General features: G+C 39.9%; 19 protein-coding genes. 15 read left to right on the forward strand and 4 right to left on the reverse strand.

Annotated features, from left to right (window positions below; genetic code table 11):
• Nucleotides 1-151 precede the first annotated feature (151 nt).
• The 9 genes from fabI (at nt 152) to CVD23_RS18670 (ending at nt 5,776) form a co-directional block, all read left to right on the forward strand.
• The gene (gene fabI / locus CVD23_RS18630) at nt 152-925 is read left to right on the forward strand and encodes an enoyl-ACP reductase FabI (protein WP_101577767.1); all 774 of its coding nucleotides are present in this window, start codon (nt 152-154) and stop codon (nt 923-925) included.
• A gap of 210 nt (nt 926-1,135) precedes the next feature.
• Complete coding sequence (locus CVD23_RS18635) at nt 1,136-1,810, forward strand: hypothetical protein (RefSeq protein WP_101577768.1); 675 nt, start codon at nt 1,136-1,138, stop codon at nt 1,808-1,810.
• 105 nt (nt 1,811-1,915) lie between these two features.
• Entirely contained in the window at nt 1,916-2,281 is a 366-nt protein-coding gene (locus tag CVD23_RS18640; RefSeq protein WP_373270865.1) for a DUF1360 domain-containing protein, read from the forward strand.
• A gap of 405 nt (nt 2,282-2,686) precedes the next feature.
• Nucleotides 2,687-3,175 (forward strand): YhcN/YlaJ family sporulation lipoprotein, encoded by a 489-nt coding sequence (locus tag CVD23_RS18645; RefSeq protein ID WP_101666818.1) that lies wholly within the window; start codon nt 2,687-2,689, stop codon nt 3,173-3,175.
• Nucleotides 3,176-3,191: 16 nt separating this feature from the next.
• The gene (spoVAC, locus tag CVD23_RS18650; protein WP_101577771.1) at nt 3,192-3,665 is read left to right on the forward strand and encodes a stage V sporulation protein AC; all 474 of its coding nucleotides are present in this window, start codon (nt 3,192-3,194) and stop codon (nt 3,663-3,665) included.
• Nucleotides 3,666-4,685 carry a stage V sporulation protein AD gene (gene spoVAD, locus CVD23_RS18655; protein ID WP_101577772.1) on the forward strand — a complete coding sequence of 340 codons (1,020 nt, stop codon included), beginning with the start codon at nt 3,666-3,668 and terminating at the stop codon, nt 4,683-4,685.
• A gap of 15 nt (nt 4,686-4,700) precedes the next feature.
• Nucleotides 4,701-5,057, forward strand: coding sequence for a stage V sporulation protein AE (gene spoVAE / locus CVD23_RS18660; RefSeq protein ID WP_101577773.1), 357 nt, complete (start codon nt 4,701-4,703; stop codon nt 5,055-5,057).
• A gap of 175 nt (nt 5,058-5,232) precedes the next feature.
• Nucleotides 5,233-5,370: a YjcZ family sporulation protein gene (locus CVD23_RS18665; RefSeq protein WP_101577774.1), complete on the forward strand. Its 138-nt coding sequence runs from the start codon at nt 5,233-5,235 to the stop codon at nt 5,368-5,370.
• A gap of 151 nt (nt 5,371-5,521) precedes the next feature.
• Complete coding sequence (locus CVD23_RS18670) at nt 5,522-5,776, forward strand: stage VI sporulation protein F (RefSeq protein ID WP_101577775.1); 255 nt, start codon at nt 5,522-5,524, stop codon at nt 5,774-5,776.
• Between the two features lie 78 nt (nt 5,777-5,854).
• Here the strand turns inward: CVD23_RS18670 and CVD23_RS18675 are convergent, their stop codons facing one another.
• Complete coding sequence (locus CVD23_RS18675; protein ID WP_101666819.1) at nt 5,855-8,155, reverse strand: UvrD-helicase domain-containing protein; 2,301 nt, start codon at nt 8,153-8,155, stop codon at nt 5,855-5,857.
• Nucleotides 8,156-8,304: 149 nt separating this feature from the next.
• Here CVD23_RS18675 and CVD23_RS18680 point away from each other — a divergent pair, with 149 nt between their 5' ends.
• Nucleotides 8,305-8,580, forward strand: coding sequence for a hypothetical protein (locus CVD23_RS18680; protein WP_101577777.1), 276 nt, complete (start codon nt 8,305-8,307; stop codon nt 8,578-8,580).
• A 21-nt stretch (nt 8,581-8,601) separates the two neighbouring features.
• Here the strand turns inward: CVD23_RS18680 and CVD23_RS18685 are convergent, their stop codons facing one another.
• A complete protein-coding gene (locus tag CVD23_RS18685; RefSeq protein WP_101577778.1) occupies nt 8,602-9,288 on the reverse strand; it encodes a DUF421 domain-containing protein in 687 nt (228 codons plus the stop codon).
• Between the two features lie 896 nt (nt 9,289-10,184).
• Here CVD23_RS18685 and CVD23_RS18690 point away from each other — a divergent pair.
• Nucleotides 10,185-10,973, forward strand: a complete 789-nt coding sequence (locus tag CVD23_RS18690) for a putative hydro-lyase (protein ID WP_101577779.1) — start codon at nt 10,185-10,187, stop codon at nt 10,971-10,973.
• A gap of 255 nt (nt 10,974-11,228) precedes the next feature.
• On the opposite strand, the gene CVD23_RS18695 is transcribed toward CVD23_RS18690, so the two are convergent.
• Together CVD23_RS18695 and CVD23_RS18700 are read right to left on the reverse strand one after the other, a co-directional pair.
• A complete protein-coding gene (locus CVD23_RS18695; protein ID WP_101666820.1) occupies nt 11,229-11,714 on the reverse strand; it encodes a hypothetical protein in 486 nt (161 codons plus the stop codon).
• 61 nt (nt 11,715-11,775) lie between these two features.
• Nucleotides 11,776-13,698 (reverse strand): primary-amine oxidase, encoded by a 1,923-nt coding sequence (locus CVD23_RS18700; protein ID WP_101577781.1) that lies wholly within the window; start codon nt 13,696-13,698, stop codon nt 11,776-11,778.
• A 532-nt stretch (nt 13,699-14,230) separates the two neighbouring features.
• Here CVD23_RS18700 and CVD23_RS18705 point away from each other — a divergent pair.
• The 4 genes from CVD23_RS18705 to CVD23_RS18725 all read left to right on the forward strand — a co-directional run bounded on the left by CVD23_RS18705 (nt 14,231) and on the right by CVD23_RS18725 (nt 18,955).
• Nucleotides 14,231-15,070, forward strand: coding sequence for a helix-turn-helix domain-containing protein (locus CVD23_RS18705; RefSeq protein WP_101577782.1), 840 nt, complete (start codon nt 14,231-14,233; stop codon nt 15,068-15,070).
• A 487-nt stretch (nt 15,071-15,557) separates the two neighbouring features.
• Nucleotides 15,558-17,042 (forward strand): aldehyde dehydrogenase family protein, encoded by a 1,485-nt coding sequence (locus tag CVD23_RS18710; protein ID WP_101577783.1) that lies wholly within the window; start codon nt 15,558-15,560, stop codon nt 17,040-17,042.
• A 420-nt stretch (nt 17,043-17,462) separates the two neighbouring features.
• Complete coding sequence (locus CVD23_RS18720) at nt 17,463-18,410, forward strand: hypothetical protein (RefSeq protein ID WP_101666821.1); 948 nt, start codon at nt 17,463-17,465, stop codon at nt 18,408-18,410.
• The gene (locus CVD23_RS18725) at nt 18,383-18,955 is read left to right on the forward strand and encodes a sodium:solute symporter family transporter (protein WP_142382913.1); all 573 of its coding nucleotides are present in this window, start codon (nt 18,383-18,385) and stop codon (nt 18,953-18,955) included. The genes CVD23_RS18720 and CVD23_RS18725 overlap by 28 nt, the downstream gene beginning before the upstream one ends.
• Nucleotides 18,956-18,994: the final 39 nt, after the last annotated feature.

Genomic DNA, 18,994 nt, shown 5'->3' on the forward strand with positions numbered 1-18,994 from the left:
CATGAATCCGCTTACACGTTTTAGGTGGAAATAAATTCCGCCAACAAATGCTTGACTCAAACCATAGTGCAATGTTTCTTTTCATTTTTTTCAAAATGTATTAGAATTAGTACTAGGTATTAATAACTTGTATTAATAGGAGGATTTTAGAATGGGCTTATCATTGGCTGGAAAAACTTATGTTGTTATGGGAGTTGCCAATAAACGCAGTATCGCCTGGGGGATTGCCCGCTCACTTCATGAAGCAGGAGCCAGCCTGGTTTTTACATATGCAGGAGAGAGATTGGAAAAAAGCGTCCGTGATCTTGCGGAAACGCTTGACGGTGCAAATTCACTGATCATTCCATGCGATGTCACCAATGACGAAGAAGTAAGAAAATGCTTCGCGGAAATTAAGCAGCAAACCGGGGTGATCCATGGAATCGCCCACTGTATTGCTTTTGCGAATAAGGAAGAGCTTCAGGGAGAGTATTTGAACACGACAAGAGAAGGGTTTCTGCTTGCTCACAACATCAGCTCCTATTCGTTAACAGCAGTGGCTAAGGAAGCCAAAGATTTAATGACAGAAGGCGGAAGCATTGTCACGTTAACCTACTTGGGCGGAGAAAAGGTTATGCCGAACTACAATGTTATGGGCGTTGCAAAAGCTTCTCTGGATGCAAGTGTGAAATATTTGGCTAATGATTTAGGGAAGCTGGGAATTCGTGTGAATTCGATTTCGGCCGGTCCAATCCGCACTCTATCCGCAAAAGGAGTCAGTGATTTTAATTCCATTCTTAAAGAAATCGAGGAGAAAGCCCCGCTTAGGAGGATGACGACCCAGGAAGAGGTTGGCGATACCGCAGTGTTTTTATTCAGCAACATGTCGCGCGGAATTACCGGGGAAAATATTCATGTTGATTCGGGTTACCATATTATTGCTTAAGTAAGAAAATGTCCGCTTCTGGTGTGAAGCGGGCATTTTTTTATAGTTCAATCTAAAGAGTTGTCCCTCTCAGATCACAATCCAGTCACATGATTATTTGCCTCTGCAAACACCCTCAAATAGTTTGAAAACTTCCACTGATATAGCAACAGCGATATTTGCTGCATACAAATAAATGAAGAAATAATTGATTGTGTGGGAGGGAGACTTTTGGCGGAAGATGAGCAGCCACCTTTTAAACCTTTATTATATAAACATGAACCGGCGAACAACCATATGCAAAATATTTTTTATACGAAAAATGATCAGCAATTTCCCGAGTTTCAGCAAATCGAGGTGGAATTAACGGAGGAAGACGATTATGAAAAAGCTGGGCTGGCGCAAAAAAACAAACAGATAAATAAGGCTTCAAAGGACGAAGTAAAATCAAAGCTGAAGCAAATGCTTGGTGAAAAACTGACTGTTGAAACAGAGGCTGATTTATTAGGGCATCTGGATAAAGATGTCGAAATAGGTGAAAAGGCGGTAAACAATGACAACAACATTCAGACAGATGCAACGGTGGAAATGCCGCATGAAGTCGCTTCGGGCGAACAAGAAAACTCTTTAGGCTCCTACCATCAAAATGAGGTGGGGACAACAACGTCCACAGCTTCAATTCATGGGATAGACGAGATGAAAAGACAGAAAATCAGAGTAAAGATCGCTCATTTGGCGCGTTATTGGAATGGTATAGAAACACCAGTGTGTGAAGCGATTATAGATGGGCAGCCAATCAAATTTCAGGTAATCAGCAAAAAAGGAAATTTTGTGAAAGTGAAAATTGGCAGACATCAGAAAAAGTTTAATATAGATGACATTACTGACATCATAATTTTTGAATAGCGGAAATCCTCGCTTCCTGCTAAAACTGGTGAAGCCTTATTATAGAGCTGGCGATAAGCTTTTATTTTTACTTATCATATGCCTGCTTAACATTTAAATAGGTTGGTGATTGAATTGAACCTTGATTTATGGTTGATAGTAATCATCGGGATTGCTTCGTTTCGTTTAACAAGGCTAATTGTTTTTGACAAAATAACTGAATTCATAAGGGCTCCTTTTTTTGAAGAACAAATAGAAGAAGATCCGGATGGGAACAAAGAAATCTACTTAGTTCCAAAGGGTAAGGGAATAAAAAGCTGGATTGGAGAACTGCTTAGCTGTTTTTGGTGCACGGGTGTTTGGTCCAGTTTATTGTTAACTGCTATATATTTTCTTGTTCCAGTGTTTGGTGTGCCTGTGATTTTTGTTCTGGCAGTCGCTGCTATAGGTTCGGTAATCGAAGTTTTTATCAGTAAAGCATTGGGCAGCTAGCCGTACCAATCTTGTCAAGCTTTCATATTATATTATGAATCTCAGACAAGGAGGCTGACACTTTGCAAAAAAAATCAGGCAAACAAGCTTCGCGAATAACTCGCGTAAAACAGGAACCTAAGAGAATAAAGAAGGATTGTGGCTGCTTAAAAAGAAAAAACACAAATAGAAAATAAAAAGACTGTCTCGATAGATGAGACAGTCTTTTTTATTGGATTTTTTTTCGAAAACTGAGCATACAAAAATTCGATGAAAATGAGATTGATGAAACGGGCCGAATAAGTTGCCGAAATTATCCCGGTTATTTTTTTCTTACAAAAAGTATTTTTAATGTAATAAAATCGGCCTCAGTGCAAACAATAAATTAGAGTGAAACACACATTTCTTACATAGGAAGGGAAAAATATGAAAAGTAAATGGTCAAAATCATTTTTTATTTGCCAGCTTCTCCTTTTGTTAACCATTATTTTAGCAGGCTGTCAAGAAGCAGATGAAGGAAAGGGCAATCAAATGTCCCTTATTAGAGCGACAAATCCAGCTCCTGTTCCGATTAGCGATAAACAGAAAGATATCATCATTGCTCAGAAGGTGAAAGAGGAGGTTATGGCTTTTGATGAAATTTACGATGTCGCAGTCATAAAAGGGAAGAAGGATGTTCTTGTTGCGTATAAAGTCAGGCATTTAGAACGGTTCGGGATGAAGGACATTGAAAAAAACATTACAAAGCGGCTTGAAAAAGAATTTCCCGATGAGAATTTTACAGTATCGAGTGATTATAAAATTTTCCTTGAAGCTGTCCAGCTGCAAGAAGACATGCAAAAACCAGATTTCTCGGATAAAAAGGCAGAAAAAAGGTTGAAATCGATTATCAGCCTTCAAAAAGAAATGACATAGGAAGGAGCCAATCACAATGGGGAATAAGCCCAAAAAAACCCCGCAGCAAAAGCAATACCAGCAGCTCGAACAGAAGCATGAAACAAAGCGCCCGCTCTTGAAAAATTGCCTAAGGGCCTTCTTGGTCGGGGGCCTGATTTGTTTAATTGGACAAGCGATTACTTATTTCTATATTTATTATTTTGATTTTACCGAACAAACGGCAAGCAACCCCACTGTTGCCACGATGATATTTATAACAATGCTTCTGACAGGATTCGGTGTTTACGATCGAATTGGCCAGTTCTCAGGTGCGGGCAGTGCAGTGCCTGTAACAGGCTTTGGCAATGCTGTCATTTCAGCTGCAATAGAGCATCGCACCGAAGGATTTGTTCTTGGTGTTGGGGGAAATCTGTTTAAACTAGCGGGATCTGTTGTTCTGTTTGGGGTCTTTGCAGCTTTTGTTGTTGCCTTAATCAAAACATTATTAAAAATGTGGGGGGTTTTATAATTGCTAAGGGGAAAACAGTCCTGGGTATTTAAAAATCGCCCGATCATAACCGCATCAGGGGTGACCGGCGGCCCATTCGAAGCCAATGGAAACCTGGCAGATGATTTTGATATCCTTCACGATGATTTATGGATGGGAAAGGACTCGTATGAAAAAGCTCATAGTTTGCTGCTTGAAGAGGCAATCGAAACGGCTATGCAAAAAGGCAAGGTCAAAAGAGATGATATTCAGTTTTTACTTACGGGTGATTTGGTCAATCAGCTTACGCCATCAAGCTTTGCGGCACGAACAGCCAAGATTCCTTATTTCGGCCTGTTTGGTGCCTGCTCGACATCGATGGAAGGCCTTGCTTTAGCCTCCTTTATCATCAATTATCGAGGAGCAAAATATATCCTGACCGGAGCGTCAAGCCATAACGCCGCGGTGGAAAAGCAGTTTCGCTATCCGACTGAATATGGGAGCCAAAAGCCGCCGACTGCCCAATGGACGGTGACCGGCGCAGGTGTCGCCCTGATTAAGGAGAACAACGATTCGAAAGAATCGCTGCCAGTAACGACAACGGCAACGATCGGCAAGGTCATTGATATGGGGCTTTCCGATCCTTTTAATATGGGTGGCGCGATGGCACCGGCGGCCGCAGATACGATTTCAGCCCATTTTAAAGACTTGCAGCTTGAGCCGTCACATTATGATTTAATCGTAACCGGTGACCTCGGTAAAATTGGCCGGGAAACAACTATGGAACTATTGAAGAAAGATGGGTTGAAAATCGATAGCAACCAATTTCAGGATTGCGGGTTGATGATTTACAAGGACGATCAGCCAGTCCAGTCAGGAGCAAGCGGTGCCGGCTGCTCGGCAACCGTACTGTATGGGCATCTGCTAAAGCAAATGAAGCAGGGACGGTACAAAAGGGTTCTTGCGATTGCAACAGGCGCTTTGCTGTCACCGCTCTCGTATCAACAAAAGGAAACGATTCCATGCATAGCCCATGCCGTTTCCATTGAAATGAACGGATAAAGGAGGAAAAGAAGAATGCTTTCCATGTTTTTTTGGGCGTTTGTGGTGGGCGGCCTGATTTGTGTAGTCGGCCAGCTGCTGTTTGATGTCGCCAGATTGACACCTTCCCATACATTAAGCTTATTTGTTGTTATTGGAGCCATTTTGGGTGGGTTTGGAGTATATGAACCGCTAATGGACTTTGCAGGAGCTGGAGCATCCATACCGATCACGAGCTTCGGGAATTCCTTAGTTGATGGAGCCTTGCAGGAGGCTAAGCAGCACGGCCTTGTCGGTGTGTTGACCGGGATGTTTGAAATAACAAGTTCAGGAATATCAGCCGCCGTTGTTTTTGGCTTTATCGGCGCCCTTCTATTTAAGCCCAAGGGCTAAGCCATCCGCGAATCATATTGCTCGATTTTGTACAGATGTTAAATGATTTATGGGCAGCAGCAAACCATTTTTTCTAATATAGAACGATGATTTTGCCTTCGCCCTGAGCTCGCCCAAACATTTTGATGTTGCCTACATATGATATGAATGAATATATTAAAGTGAGGTGACGAACATGGGCTTCGGTTATGGCTGTTGTGGCTATGGCGGATACGGATACGGCGGTGGTGGATACGCCGGCGGCTCCGCGTTTGTATTAATCGTCGTACTGTTTATTTTGTTAATTGTTGTTGGTGCCAGCTTCTATAATTAACAATGGCGATAAATATATTTTACTGCAAAGGCTGTCTCTTAAGAGGCGGCCCCTTTTTCTGCAGGCAGGGGGTAACCCTGATCTCCATTTCACCTTTTTCGCCTTCGTTCATAAGATAAAGTAGTATCTAAAGGAGGCGTGGTGTACTAGCATGGAAAATGGTTTCTTTAAGAATGTTGAAAAAAAGACCGGCGTCAATATGAAGGATATTTTCGACTTGGCAAATTCGCTGCAACATGCAAACTTCAAAGATGAGCAAACGGTCAGGGGCGTCATTAGAAAAGTGTCGCAGATTGCCAATAAGCCTGTAACGAAAGAGATGGAAGATAAGCTTGTCAGCTCAATTGTGAAAGATGGACAACAGCTTGATTTAAATACGATTTCAAAAATGATCAATAAAAAATAAATGTGCATCATAATGAAAGAAAAGGACTTCGGCAAGTCCTTTTTTTGTGTATAAAAACAATGCGATCAGTAAAGGAGATCATTTTCTATTGCGTAAAAGGGGTGTTAGGAATCTCGTTTGCTGTGCTATTTTTCCGCGTCTTTGTTCTGGAACCGAGATGTACAGCTGGTCCTTTGCCCTTGTGATCGCAACGTAAAGCAGCCGTCTTTCTTCCTCAAGCGGCCCGGAGTTTCCAATACGGAAAGCTTCAAGAGCATGGTCATGTGGTATGCTGCCATCTACAGCCCCGAGGAGGTATACCGTATCGTATTCAAGTCCTTTTGCTTTATGGATTGTACTCAATGTAATGGCTTTTTCCAGTTGGCGGCCAATGGCTTTCACTTCTTTCATCATCGCCGTCATATGCTCAGCATGCTCAATAAATTCACGTATATTTGTAAAATTTCTCGCAGCAACCTTCAAATCTCTAAGATCATCTGATCCTTTTTCGGTGCTATTGCCTTCATTCCCGCGTTTCTTGACAAATTCTTGATAGCCAAGTTCTTTTTCGACCGTTTCGATCGCGGTCAACGGAGACAAAGCGGATAATGACCTGACAACCGGTACAAGCTTTTTAAGCTTTCGTTCCTGGAAAGCAAAGCCCGTTTTAACGCGAGACAGGGCTTCGAGCAGTGAGCAGTCATTCAGGATACTGTTTGCTTTTACATCGCGGATCACGGCCTGTTTCATAAATAAAGCAGGCAGTATTGGCTGAAGCGCAGACTGGTCATCCTCATTTAAGCTTAGTTTTAAAAAGGCAAGCATACCCTTAATAATAAACCGATCATAAAAAGACTCTGCCTCATTGTCAACTTTAAACGGAAGACTAGAGTGGGCGAGCCGCTCAAAAACCGCCCGGCTTGCGGTATGGGTCCGGAATAAAATCGCAAAGTCACCTGGATCGGCCCCCGCAGCTATTTTTTCCTGTATATCAGTGACAATCATCGTTGCTTCCTGTTCTTCATCAAATGGATAAAACAGAACCGGGGAATGATTCTCACAAAATTGCGCCTTCATTTCCTTTGGTCTTCGCTGTTTATTCTCGGAAATGACCCGGTTGGCGGTCGAGACAATTTCATGATTGGAACGATAGTTTTCTGAAAGAACGACGATTTTTGCATCGGGAAAATCCTTCTCAAACTCAAGCAGATAGGCAGGATTGCTTCCCCTGAAAGCGTATATGGATTGATCGTCGTCGCCTACTGCACAGACATTTTTTGTGCTGGCGGAAAGCAGCTTTATTAATTCGTACTGCACTTTGTTTATATCTTGAAACTCATCAATTAAAAAATATTGAAAGCGATTTTGGTACATTCCCAATATATCTGGAGAGTCGAGGAATAGGTGATAGCATCCAACGAGCATGTCATCAAAATCAAACAGGCTTTGCGATTGCTTACTTTTTTCATAAGCGTTGAAAAGGAAAACAGTCTTTTCTTCCCATTCTGTATCAGGTTTAACCTGTGAAGGCGAAAGCAGAGAGTTTTTCCAGTAGCTGATTTGCTGAAGAGCAAGATCAAAGGCAAACTCCTTATCATCAAGACCAAGCGCTTTGCCCGCTTCTTTTACTATTTGCTCCTTACGCCACGTCTGTTTCAACAGTTTTTCCGAAGACCAGCTTGCTGGGTCATGGAAAGAAAGGATCCGATAAAAAATACTATGAAAGGTACCTGCGACGAGCTGACGTGTTTTGTCCGGGCCGGTCGCCGGATAGCGCGATAGCCTGGTTTTCATTTCTGCCGCTGCTTTCGCTGTAAATGTTACGAGCATAATGTTTTTCGGGTCAATATTTTTTTCGTTGATGAGATATGCTGTCCTTGCCGTCAACACCCTTGTCTTTCCGCTTCCAGCACCGGCAAGGACGAGAAGTGCTCCATCAGTATGGGCTGCCGCTTCCATTTGGTTAAGATCGAGACCAATCCCCGATTGCTGAAGCTGGTGAAAGTACCCTTTCGTTTCCAATGGCTGACCAGGCTGTGATCGTAAAAAAGGTGAGGAAGACGCGATCCTTTTAATTGGCTTATAGGTGGATCGGCTTACGGCAACAGTTTGAATCTGGCGGGCTTTAGGAATCCGAAACCCGTTTTTGTCTATATATTCAGGCGTTTTATAATCGGTTAAAGCCTCGGCGATCGTTGGCGACTCCGGGCAGTCTTGTTTGTACATGTTCGTATGCCTAAAACTGGGCTCGTTTTCAATGCTGAAATGGAAACGAACCGTTTCGCCGCATGTTGGGCAAGTTAGTTCGCCCTTTTTGCCCTTATCGTATAATTTTTGGAAGTTTTCCAAGCTTTCTGTTTTTAGATGTAATGGTTTTCCTTGATAAACAGCGGTCTGCAATGGTAATCCCTCATTTAGTAACTAAAAATTCCACAACCATAATCATACCAAAACAAGCAGCTATACAAAAGTTTCTTTAGCAACAGGTTTAATCATATTCAATAAAGGGTAGAGGGAAATATAATGATATGTGTAAAGAGGTGTGAACGATGGGTTATATTTTGCCGATCACGAATTATCAGTACGCTCAGTACGCAGAAAGGGAGATTGGAGTACATTATGACCCTTTCATACTGACTCCTGTTGAAAGAATTAATAAACTGGGTAAAGCTTATCAAACCCACGAAAATAGCGCGGTGACACAACGGCAAATGGGCGATACCCGTTTCACTCCGGTCCCCAAAGTGAAACGCAATGAAGAATTCATTGACAAAACATACGCAGAACTTTCTGGAAAAGGGCGAAACTTTAATAAAATCGTTTAAGCATGGTGAAGGAAAATCTCTTTAAGGACTGGATTTATATGTTTGGATATGTAGAGGTTTTCCTTTCAGCCATTCTGCGTATAAGACTTCTTTAGCAGAGAGGACACCAGCTTTTTCAATTTCCGCTTCCAAATCTTTTTCATTCCAACCAATACTCTGCAAATTATCATAGACAATCTCGCCATCCAATATCAAAGTGACCGGTAAGTGAACTTCATGTAAAGGCAGCTTTAAATCCTGGGTAGTAGGCGTCTGAAAGGGAGGCTTTTTTAATACACTGATTGAGCCATCTGTCTCCAAGATCGCATACTCACATTCCCTAATCGTGAAAGTGTCTTTTTTTCGGAGTAAATGCTGAAGCTGGTTAATATCCAGGTGGTTTTTGCGCAATTGGTTATAATCTATCTGCCCTTTTCGGACGACAATCGACGGATTCCCTTCCAGCAAACCCCGGACACCCTTCTTTTTTTGTGTAAGTATTTCTGTTCCGAAGATAAGCATGCCCCATATCGCGATCGCAAATAAAATTTCTATTAGACCTATTTTTTCATCGTAAAACGCATTTCCAACTAATTCTCCCAGTACGAGCGCAGAAATAAAATCAAAAGTTGTAATTTGGGTGATCTGCGTTTTCCCCAGTAATTTTGTGATCAGAAAAAGCGCGATATAGCCAACGACAAGCTCGATAAATATATGAAAAAATTGCATTTTTATCTCTCCTTCACAACGAACTAAACATTAGTTTGTGTTATTCTTCAGTAAATTATTGAAACAGTCAGCCAAAAAGTGAATTTTAATGTCCTTGTAAGTAGGCTTTTTTGTGAGTGGGTTTTGGTATAAACTAATAAAACTGTCACATCTATTGGCGGGACCCACAAACTTTAAGTACAATTCTTTACCCGAGGAGGTGTGTAGATGAAGCTAAAAACTTGCAATGCCTAATCGCATTTCTGATCATGATAATATTTTTATCAGGCTGCTCGGGTGGCAGTTTCACAACTGTGATGTCTGTTGAAAAGAATTCGGATCATAGCACTGAGATGTCTTACTCAAAGTTTAAGGTAAGTTAAATTTACTACATTGACGCTCGAAAACGAAGATGAACTAACATTAAGTGTTGAAGTAACAACAGTAAGTGGACATTTAACGATTGCTTTAATCGATGAGGAAAACAATGAATTATAGAAGGTGGAAAATCCTAAGAAACGCCCCAGTTCCACGGTTAAAATAAACAAGGATGGCACCTATTAATTAAAAGTTGAAGGGAGCCACAAAGGCAGTTATAAGGTTAGGTGGGATATCGCTAAATAGTGGAAACGCTTTGTACATTACATGCGAAATCGATTAAAAGAGAATCAAAAAGGGCTAAACAAAAGGTTGACAGCTTTTTGGTTAGCCCTCAGTATTTATTTAGTAATATCCCGTGTATTAGGTGTAATGCTGGTCGCCGAATATATAACAAAAAATCATCGACGGATTATAAACATCGCTTGTGGATAAAGATTTTTGGTATTATTATAGTGATTGCGATGACGCATATAGGCGGTAGTTCTTTGATAAAGGGTTTTCACAATGATTTAAATAGTATATGGGGGAGTATGCACATGACATCTATTACAGTAATGAGCCCTTACAAGGCTCGGGAAATGATTCGCAAAAACGGATGGTTGAAACCTACATCTGGTCTCGCACATGGGTATATCCAGGCTAATTTAGCTGTGCTGCCAAAAGATTTAGCCTTTGAGTTTCTTCTCTTCTGCCAGCGTAATCCTAAGCCGTGCCCTATCATAGATGTAATAGAACCTGGTTCAGCGATTCCATCTGTGGCCGCCCCTAACGCAGACGTCCGAACCGATATTCCAAAGTACCGGGTTTACCGTCATGGTAAGTTAGTTGAAGAAAAGACGGATGTAACGAATCTTTGGGATGAAAATATGGTTGGCTTCCTAATTGGTTGCAGCTTTACATTCGAAGAGGCCCTGCTGAAAAATGGAATTCCGATCAGGCATATTGAGGAGAATCGCAATGTACCTATGTATAAGACAAATATCCAATGTGTAAAAGCTGGACGGTTTGAAGGCCCTATGGTGGTCAGCATGCGGCCAATGTCTGAAAAAGACGCCATCAGATCGGTCCAGGTAACAAGCCGTTTCCCTTCTGTCCATGGGGCACCCGTGCATATCGGGAACCCCGCCAATATTGGAATAAAAGATATTCACACTCCGGATTTCGGTGACAGCGTAACAATTAAAGAGGGTGAGGTCCCGGTATTCTGGGCTTGCGGTGTTACTCCACAGGCGGTTGCCATGCATGTCAAGCCTGAGATCATGATCACACATGCCCCGGGATATATGTTTATTACTGACCTGCCTAATGAACAGTTTTCGATTTAATAACTGATTTGCACTATATAAAGAAGGCGTCCAAAATAAGATTTGGACGCCTTTGCTCTTGCCAGCGCATCGGCTTTATGGAATGCAGATTTGGGATTGGCCCAAACGGAGTGCCCATATAACACTTGACTCATGAATGCACCCTTAGATGAAGTTGTGAAATAAAGGTAAAACTCTGTGTATTCATAGTGCTCTTATGGTTTGATAAGAGGGGAGCCTTGCAGAAGTTTCCCCATAAACAACTGTTGTATGAAATTAAATTATGCTTTTTTTCACGTTGGTGCTATTTAATAACCTATTATGATTCGGTTTAATGGAATCACGATTAATCGTAATTATAGAGAGTGAAATGATAATGATATAAATAGCATTGATTAAGAAAAGAAAGAACGCCCAATTTGCGGAGTGATGCAACATCATTCCGATCATTGCCCCCATCATGCCTCCCATAATTCCTTCAACCATTCCACTTAGCACGACATAAAAATTGAAAGCCTGGCCTAGAATGAGCCCAATAGCCATACCCAGGATAGTAGAAATAACCGTAGAAGAAACAAGATCATGGCCGTAGATAAGACCTAAAATCGAACCTATCGTAAGAGTGATTACGACGCTTAATACCATGATAATAATATGTGTGTGAATGATTGAAGTGTTTAACTGCTGTCGTATTCTAAAAATAAACAAGATGCAACAAATCGTCAGTAAGGCTATTACTGCCAAGTTGGCGATTAGTAACAATTTGATCACTCCTTATTTTTATAAGAAAGTAGGGATTGTATACAATATGCCGACTAAGCGCTTAATGGTGACTACAGTGTCTATCTTTCTTTGGTTTAGATGGGGAAACATCAAGTGCAGGGTTTCGATCGAAGAACCCCACGGGTTTTAACGAAAAGCCCATATAAGCAGTCGGCATAACCGGCCAGTCCTCTGGACGAGTGATGTGATGATGTCCCATGGTGTACCACACAACTATATCTGTGTTGTTTATTGTACGATTTTCTTTCGTCCACTTTTCTAGACCGTCTCCTCCTGGATGTTGATTAGGATAGTCTCCTGCAGCAAATTTTTCATTTTCATTAAAAGGTGTTACCCATAAATGATTTTTAATGAATGCGGCACGTTTTAAAAGGCTAGAATTTTCATCCGCAAAGGGCAAACAATTTTCTCCAGGGAATAATTTATATCCGACCGGGTCATCCACGATGTTCTTTTTTGATTTGTTAATAATTTTCCAGTAACGAGCCTTTTCAAGGTCCATTTTTCTCTTTGCTTCTGCTTCGGTTTTGAACTCGGTAGATACTGCAGTAAATGCATTACCATAAGGACTATCACAACGTACCGTATCTACTTCACACACTGAATTATCCAATCCATCCACCATCATATCTAACCTGAGATTAAAGAAATGCTGATGATGCGCTGCATATAGCTGCGGAGCAACAAGATTTCCATATTTTGCTGTAACACCAGGCTTTAACGCTTGTGTATGGACGATACCGGTTAGCTTTACTTCGTATTCGATATTTCCATCTTGGTAAAAATACCAAAAGAACCCGTATTCATAATTTCCTACTGTCGATATACTTGATAATACTAAACGTCGAGAACGCCGGACTTCCACATGGTTTGTTCTCCAATCAGTATGTTTCCAAAGAATACCGAAATCCTCTTCATGCAGACAAATTGCATTAGGAATTTTAACGGGATTTCCACGACTGTCAGCCAATGCGACATCAAAATATTTGATTTCACCAAGACAATCGCAGCCTAACTCCAAAGAGTTTGCTAGCATTCCAACTCCATATTCGCCTACATCAAATGCATTGTTTCGACTAAGGGGTTCATCGGGATCTCCATAAGGTACGACCATCTCGGATAAAGAAGCCCGGTATAGTATCGAACGGTGTGTTCCCCCATCGTTATAGGTAACCGTATGTAATACCAGACCCTCCCTTGGGGTGAATCCAAAACGGATCTTCCACTTTTCCCAGCTAATTTCATGTCCATTAATATCAAAACTTGGACCTTCTTGCTGAATTATGTCTAAAGGTTTTATAGTTTTTCTTAGTTCCCCTAGTTGGTCAGCCCTATAATTTCCATCGAGTGGAGGGAATGGGATTACTTCTTTGTCAACGACTTTGACTACTTGCATAGTATCTAAATTAACAAATGCATAGAGACCCGAGATAGGACGAGCATAACCATTATCGTTATCAGAAGCTTTGTACCAGCAAAGCGTACGTGCTAGCCGCACGCCGTTTTCTTCCACAAATCCAAAGTTCCCCACTGACCATGGATCAGCCATAACTAAGTCAAAGTTTGTAATCCCTCTTTTGATGAAGGCAGCTTGCATTTCAGGATTCTCTTTTACTGCCTTTTCACATTCTATAAATTCATCAAGCATGATGGCAGGTTGTACATTTGGTATGAACCGCCAGGACTTCACCTTTTCATTGTTTAAGGAAACGATGGCTTCATAAGTTTTGGCCTCTGCATTATCGAGCAATACTAAAAACGCTTGTCTCTCGATTGGGTCATCCTCTTTATAATTTAAGACTATAGCTTTGGGTGGCTCATGTAATGTCACACTGACAAAACGGTAAGAGTTATTCAGGTCTTTCTCCTTTTTTAAGGTCGCAGTTGCAAGTGCGATCTCTTCAACAGTTAGGGGCTCAAGGGGATGAGTGATTTTTTTTCCTTTATCAGTAATACTGGCCATAATCAAAACTCCTTTACAATAGAATAGATAGTAAATCAGACAAACCATTCATAAGGAAAATCGATTTGTATAAAATTAATGATATCTGTTTTCATCAGAAGTTTATTGTAAAAAGCGGAATTATGGTGCTCATACTCTGTAAAAATATTAATACTTCATAAAGTAATTTCACCGTATTAACACTGAATAGATTGACACTCCTTTAACTAAAAAATATTTACAATTAATCAAATAGCATTTAAGATAGCATTATCGGTTTTAAGAATATTCAAAAAATTCCACAAACTGTGTTAATAAAGTTGAGATCTGGAAATGAGTAAGTTGATTTACCCTATAGATAGGAGAATATAGTAGTTTAGTATCCGTAAGGTTAGAAACAAGTGATATAAATAAATATGGATATGCTGGTTAGGGACCTAATAAAAATTCTATTATTACTCAAACCCTTATATTACATAATTTGATGAGTTATTCAAACTCTTCTGAGTTAGTTAAATTTGAATTTTTCTAAAATATAAGGAGTGAGCCTAATTTGAAAACTAATGTAAAGTTAGCAGGAAAATATTTTTTTCCTTCTCAACCTGAAATCGAAAGTAATACCCAGCAATATAAAGAAGTAAAAGCAAAAGGGCATTTATGTAAGGATATTGCGCTATTTTATCAATTCAAAACTAAAAAAAATGAAATCAGCTCGTTTTCAGTTATTCCAGATGGCTGCTTTGATATTCTTTTTTGTTGTGGTTCGAACAAACATTCTGCTGTACTTTGGACCAGTCCGCTTCACCGAACCACGCAACATGATTTTGAAAGCGAATGTGACTATTTTGGTATTAGATTTTTACCTGAGCAAAAAGTTTTTAAACTAAAGAATTCCATGAAAGAGTTACTTGGTAAGAAAATTCCTTTATTAGATGTTATCTCTTTAGATTCTTCCATTGTAGAGAAAATCGGAGCAGCAAAATCTTTTTATGAGCGAATCGTGCTATTTGAAACGTTTATCAAAAATAGCGCATCCAGCTTGAATTATAGTCTAAATATAGTTGAATATTCTATTAAGAAAATTTACTCATCAAACGGACTAATTAATATTGACAAATTATCTAATGAGACGGGATATTCAGCTCGTCATTTACGCAATAAATTCGAGGAATATATTGGATTTTCACCAAAACAATTCAGTGAAATAGTTAGATTTCAAAATTCATTAGCTATGGTCCTTCATACAGACAACATTAATTTATTAGATGTAGTTCATGAAAATGGCTATCATGACCAAGCGCATTTTATTAAGGGATTTAAGAAGTTTGCCCATTTGACCCCCATACAATTTAAAGAAGTTGTTTCTCAATATCCATATAATAAAAAGTTTTGAGAATTTAAAAACGAAGTTTCTCTCCGGAATACCTTCCTACTACAAACACTCTCAGTAAGAAAGTTATCAAAAACTTACGCAGACAAATAATTCTTTTCTATGCTAATTTCTGAGTTATATACCATAAAATAACAATCTGTTAGTAAATTATCAACAAACCCGTTATTTCAAGTTAATAAGTTTCACTGGAACAGATAAAATTAGGGAGTCAACCTCCACCTTTGTGTTATTTAGTGTGCTGTCTGACTAAATTATCTCAAGGATGTGGCATGGTGCCCCCTTTTTTTAGTATTTTTGGTTTTCGGATATATAAGAGAGTACTACTCATTAGAAAGCATTTGAGTATTTTATTTAATTCAAAACACATTTTCTTAATATTCCGTTTTTTACAATTATCAAAAAACAAATTAAGTTATCTTTTATAACAATAGAAGAAAACCATTGCAGCTTACAGTTCTAAAAAAACTCGATTTCAAGGAGTGAAAAAATGGAGAAGACAGTAGGGTTTAGCTTAAAACCTAGAGTGGCAGAATTTATTAATGGTCACAAGAAACTCTTCATTAATGGTGACTGGGTGAATGCGTTATCAGGAAAGACGTTTGAAACCATAAATCCTTCAACGAGTGAAGTCCTTACTCGTGTCGCAGAAGGAGGTAAAGAAGATATTGAGCGTGCGGTTAAAGCAGCAAGGAAAGCTTTTGAAACTGGTTACTGGTCGAAAATGAGCGCAGCCAACCGCAGTCGATTGATATACAAGCTAGCTGATTTAATGGAAGAACACAAAGAAGAGCTTGCGCAACTAGATACATTGGATAATGGGAAGCCGATTCGTGAAACCACCAATGGGGATGTGCCTCTTGCGATTGAGCATTTTAGATATTATGCAGGCTGGGCCACAAAGATTGTAGGTCAAACAATTCCGGTAGAAGGAAATTACTTTAATTACACACGCCACGAGCCTGTTGGTGTAGTAGGACAAATTATCCCATGGAACTTCCCTCTCCTTACAGCGACATGGAAGCTAGGAGCGGCTTTAGCCACTGGTTGTACAGTGATTTTAAAGCCAGCCGAACAAACCCCTCTTTCTGCGTTATATCTTGCTAAATTAGTACAGGAAGCTGGATTTCCAGCAGGTGTTCTCAATGTAGTTACAGGTGCAGGAGAAACAGGCGCACACTTAGTTGATCATCCTGATGTAAACAAAATCAATTTCACAGGTTCGACTAAAGTCGGAAAGAAAATTATGGTAAAAGCATCCAAAACATTAAAGCGCCTTACGCTCGAACTTGGCGGAAAATCACCGAATATTATTCTTCCCGACGCAGATATGTCTCAGGCGATTCCAGGAGCATTAAATGGAATTATGTTCAACCAGGGGCAGGTGTGTTCCGCGGGTTCCCGGCTATTTATTCAAAAAAAGGTTTACGATAATGTGATAGCAGATCTCGTGTCGTATGCTAAAAGTATAAAACAAGGGAATGGAATGGATCCGGATACTGCTATGGGGCCGCTTGTGTCCCAAGAACAGCATAACCGTGTCTTGACTTACATTCAAAAAGGGAAAGAAGAAGGAGCTGAACTGCTTACAGGCGGTTCTGTACCACTTGAAGCAGGATTTTTTGTAGAGCCAACTATCTTTTCTGATGTAAATGATAAGATGACCATAGCTAAGGAGGAAATCTTCGGACCAGTTTTAGCAGCAATGCCATTTGAAGATATTGATGAAGTTATTAGCCGGGCAAACCTTTCCGAGTACGGACTAGCTGCGGGTGTATGGACAGAAAGCATTAAGAACGCTAATTATGTAGCACACCGCTTAAAGGCTGGAACTGTTTGGGTTAACTGCTATAACGTGTTTGATGCTGCTTCACCATTTGGCGGTTATAAGCATTCTGGATTCGGACGTGAAATGGGTACTTATGCTCTAAATAACTATACTGAAGTAAAGAGCATTTGGATAAGTTTGGAATAAAATACAAAGAATTATCGATATTTAGAGCTGTTTTCTTACACAAAGGATTTTATTCAATATGTAGACCGTGTAAGAGGGGCGTCTCTATTCGCTGATTGTAAGTATAAGGCGATCTTGTAGTAACTAAGGCACTGCGTAATGCATCTGATTTAAATAATGAAAGTCTAATAATCTTAATTTCAGATAAAAAAAGGAGGATATATTAATGACGAGCGGGAAAATTACACTTATTTTTGTATTGTTTAACTGCTTAATGTTCTCCACTTTAGTTTTTCCACCATTTTTTAAGTTATTTAACAAAATTGAGCCGTGGATTTTTGGACTACCTTTTGTTCAGTTTTGGATCATATTTGTAATAACCGTTATTTCACTTTCTTTTATTGTATGGTACAAAATCGAAGAGGCAAGGGGTGAGTTAGAATGAATGCCATTATATCCATTTCTGTTATATTAGCATTTTTTGTAATCAATGCGATTGTCATTAAAATATTTCACCGAGAACAGGATACGTTAGAAGAGTATGCCGTTGGTGGACGATCTTTTCCATGGATTCTTAGTTTATTTGGATTTTTGGGCGCGTGGTATGTAGGGGCAATGTATACTGGATTTTTTGCTGATTCAGCGAATATAGGAATATTTTCACAATATGCTGCTGTCTATTCTGTGGGAACAATAACCGTCATGTATGTTTTGGTAAGGCCTGTATGGATTTGGGGGAAATTATATAATTTAGAAACGATTGCTGATTTCATTGAGTTAAGATACAACAGTAAAGCGTTCGCAACGTTCATTGCTATATTCACATTTTTGTTTTGGAGTCCATGGCTTATTGTTGAAATAAAGACAATCGGTTATTTAGTTTCTGCAGCTACCTATGGTGTTGTTCCTTTTAATGTGGGATTGGTTTTGGTTAGCCTATTTGTCATAATATATTGCTGGTTAGGAGGATCAAGAGCGAGTGCTGTGGGAAGTCTGGTGCAAGGAATATTTTTCACGTTCATTGGTAGCATCACTGTCTTGTACCTGTTTAATAAAGCTATTGGCGGATTCACGACTATGTTTCAAATGGTTGCGGAAAGGGCGCCTGAATTATTAATTATTAACGATAAAATAGGTTACGGTGTATGGAGTTCTGCGATTATCGCCGGAATACTCGGTGGAATGATGAGTCCTGCAATTTTTGCTCGTATGTATATGTCAAAAAGCGTAAAGGAGGCTAAAAAATCTGCTTTAGGTGTCCCGATTATTGGAGCAGCTTTTACTATAATACTTTTGTCCTTAGGTTTAGGAGGAAGTCTGCTTAATGTTTTCCAGAAGATGCTCAATCCGGTATCTTTTGGATGGCAGAACAATATGGGGGACCAGTAGTCCTTGGGTTAATTGGAATATTTGCAATGGCTGCAAGTATGTCTACCATCAGTGCCGTTGTAACAGCTGCCGCAGTCATGATTGGGAAAAACATGTTAGGGCTATTTGACTTGAATAGAAGACAAATTCTTAAATATGCGAAACTGTTAACACTAAGTGTAGGTATTATTGCTATCTTCATAGCGACAATGGAAATTTCAAGATTGGTTAGCATTATCCTTTATCTTTATGATTGCATAGCTCAAGTTGCTGTACCAATAATTTTAGGGGTCTTTTGGAAGAAGGGGCATAAATATGGAGCGGCAGCCGGAACGATTGTGGGCATGTCTATTGTCTTATTAAAAGGCCCTTTTCCTTGGTTGGTAAGCTGGGCTGGTGGACTTTCGGCTGGCCTTGTGGGACTATTGCTAAATCTAATTATTTATATTGTTGTCTCCGCTGCTTTGCCAAAACAGAATCATGTTGATCAACTGTTCGATGACTTAAATAACGGTTCGGACACGAAGATTAAGATAAAATTAAAAGGAGGTGAAATCGCACAGTAAAATTATATACTAATCAATTGTTCGACTCACAAGCGCAAG

This window comes from Bacillus sp. V33-4 (assembly GCF_002860225.1).
Classification (GTDB): domain Bacteria; phylum Bacillota; class Bacilli; order Bacillales; family Cytobacillaceae; genus Bacillus_BJ; species Bacillus_BJ canaveralius.

Bases quoted from the DNA above. Each gene is read 5' to 3' on its own strand.
- fabI (WP_101577767.1), top strand. From the start codon at position 152: ATGGGCTTATCATTGGCTGGAAAAACTTATGTTGTTATGGGAGTTGCC.
- CVD23_RS18645 (WP_101666818.1), top strand. From the start codon at position 2,687: ATGAAAAGTAAATGGTCAAAATCATTTTTTATTTGCCAGCTTCTCCTT.
- spoVAC (WP_101577771.1), top strand. From the start codon at position 3,192: ATGGGGAATAAGCCCAAAAAAACCCCGCAGCAAAAGCAATACCAGCAG.
- spoVAE (WP_101577773.1), top strand. From the start codon at position 4,701: ATGCTTTCCATGTTTTTTTGGGCGTTTGTGGTGGGCGGCCTGATTTGT.
- CVD23_RS18665 (WP_101577774.1), top strand. From the start codon at position 5,233: ATGGGCTTCGGTTATGGCTGTTGTGGCTATGGCGGATACGGATACGGC.
- CVD23_RS18670 (WP_101577775.1), top strand. From the start codon at position 5,522: ATGGAAAATGGTTTCTTTAAGAATGTTGAAAAAAAGACCGGCGTCAAT.
- CVD23_RS18680 (WP_101577777.1), top strand. From the start codon at position 8,305: ATGGGTTATATTTTGCCGATCACGAATTATCAGTACGCTCAGTACGCA.
- CVD23_RS18685 (WP_101577778.1), bottom strand. From the start codon at position 9,288: ATGCAATTTTTTCATATATTTATCGAGCTTGTCGTTGGCTATATCGCG.
- CVD23_RS18690 (WP_101577779.1), top strand. From the start codon at position 10,185: ATGACATCTATTACAGTAATGAGCCCTTACAAGGCTCGGGAAATGATT.
- CVD23_RS18700 (WP_101577781.1), bottom strand. From the start codon at position 13,698: ATGGCCAGTATTACTGATAAAGGAAAAAAAATCACTCATCCCCTTGAG.
- CVD23_RS18710 (WP_101577783.1), top strand. From the start codon at position 15,558: ATGGAGAAGACAGTAGGGTTTAGCTTAAAACCTAGAGTGGCAGAATTT.
- CVD23_RS18720 (WP_101666821.1), top strand. From the start codon at position 17,463: ATGAATGCCATTATATCCATTTCTGTTATATTAGCATTTTTTGTAATC.
- CVD23_RS18725 (WP_142382913.1), top strand. From the start codon at position 18,383: ATGGCAGAACAATATGGGGGACCAGTAGTCCTTGGGTTAATTGGAATA.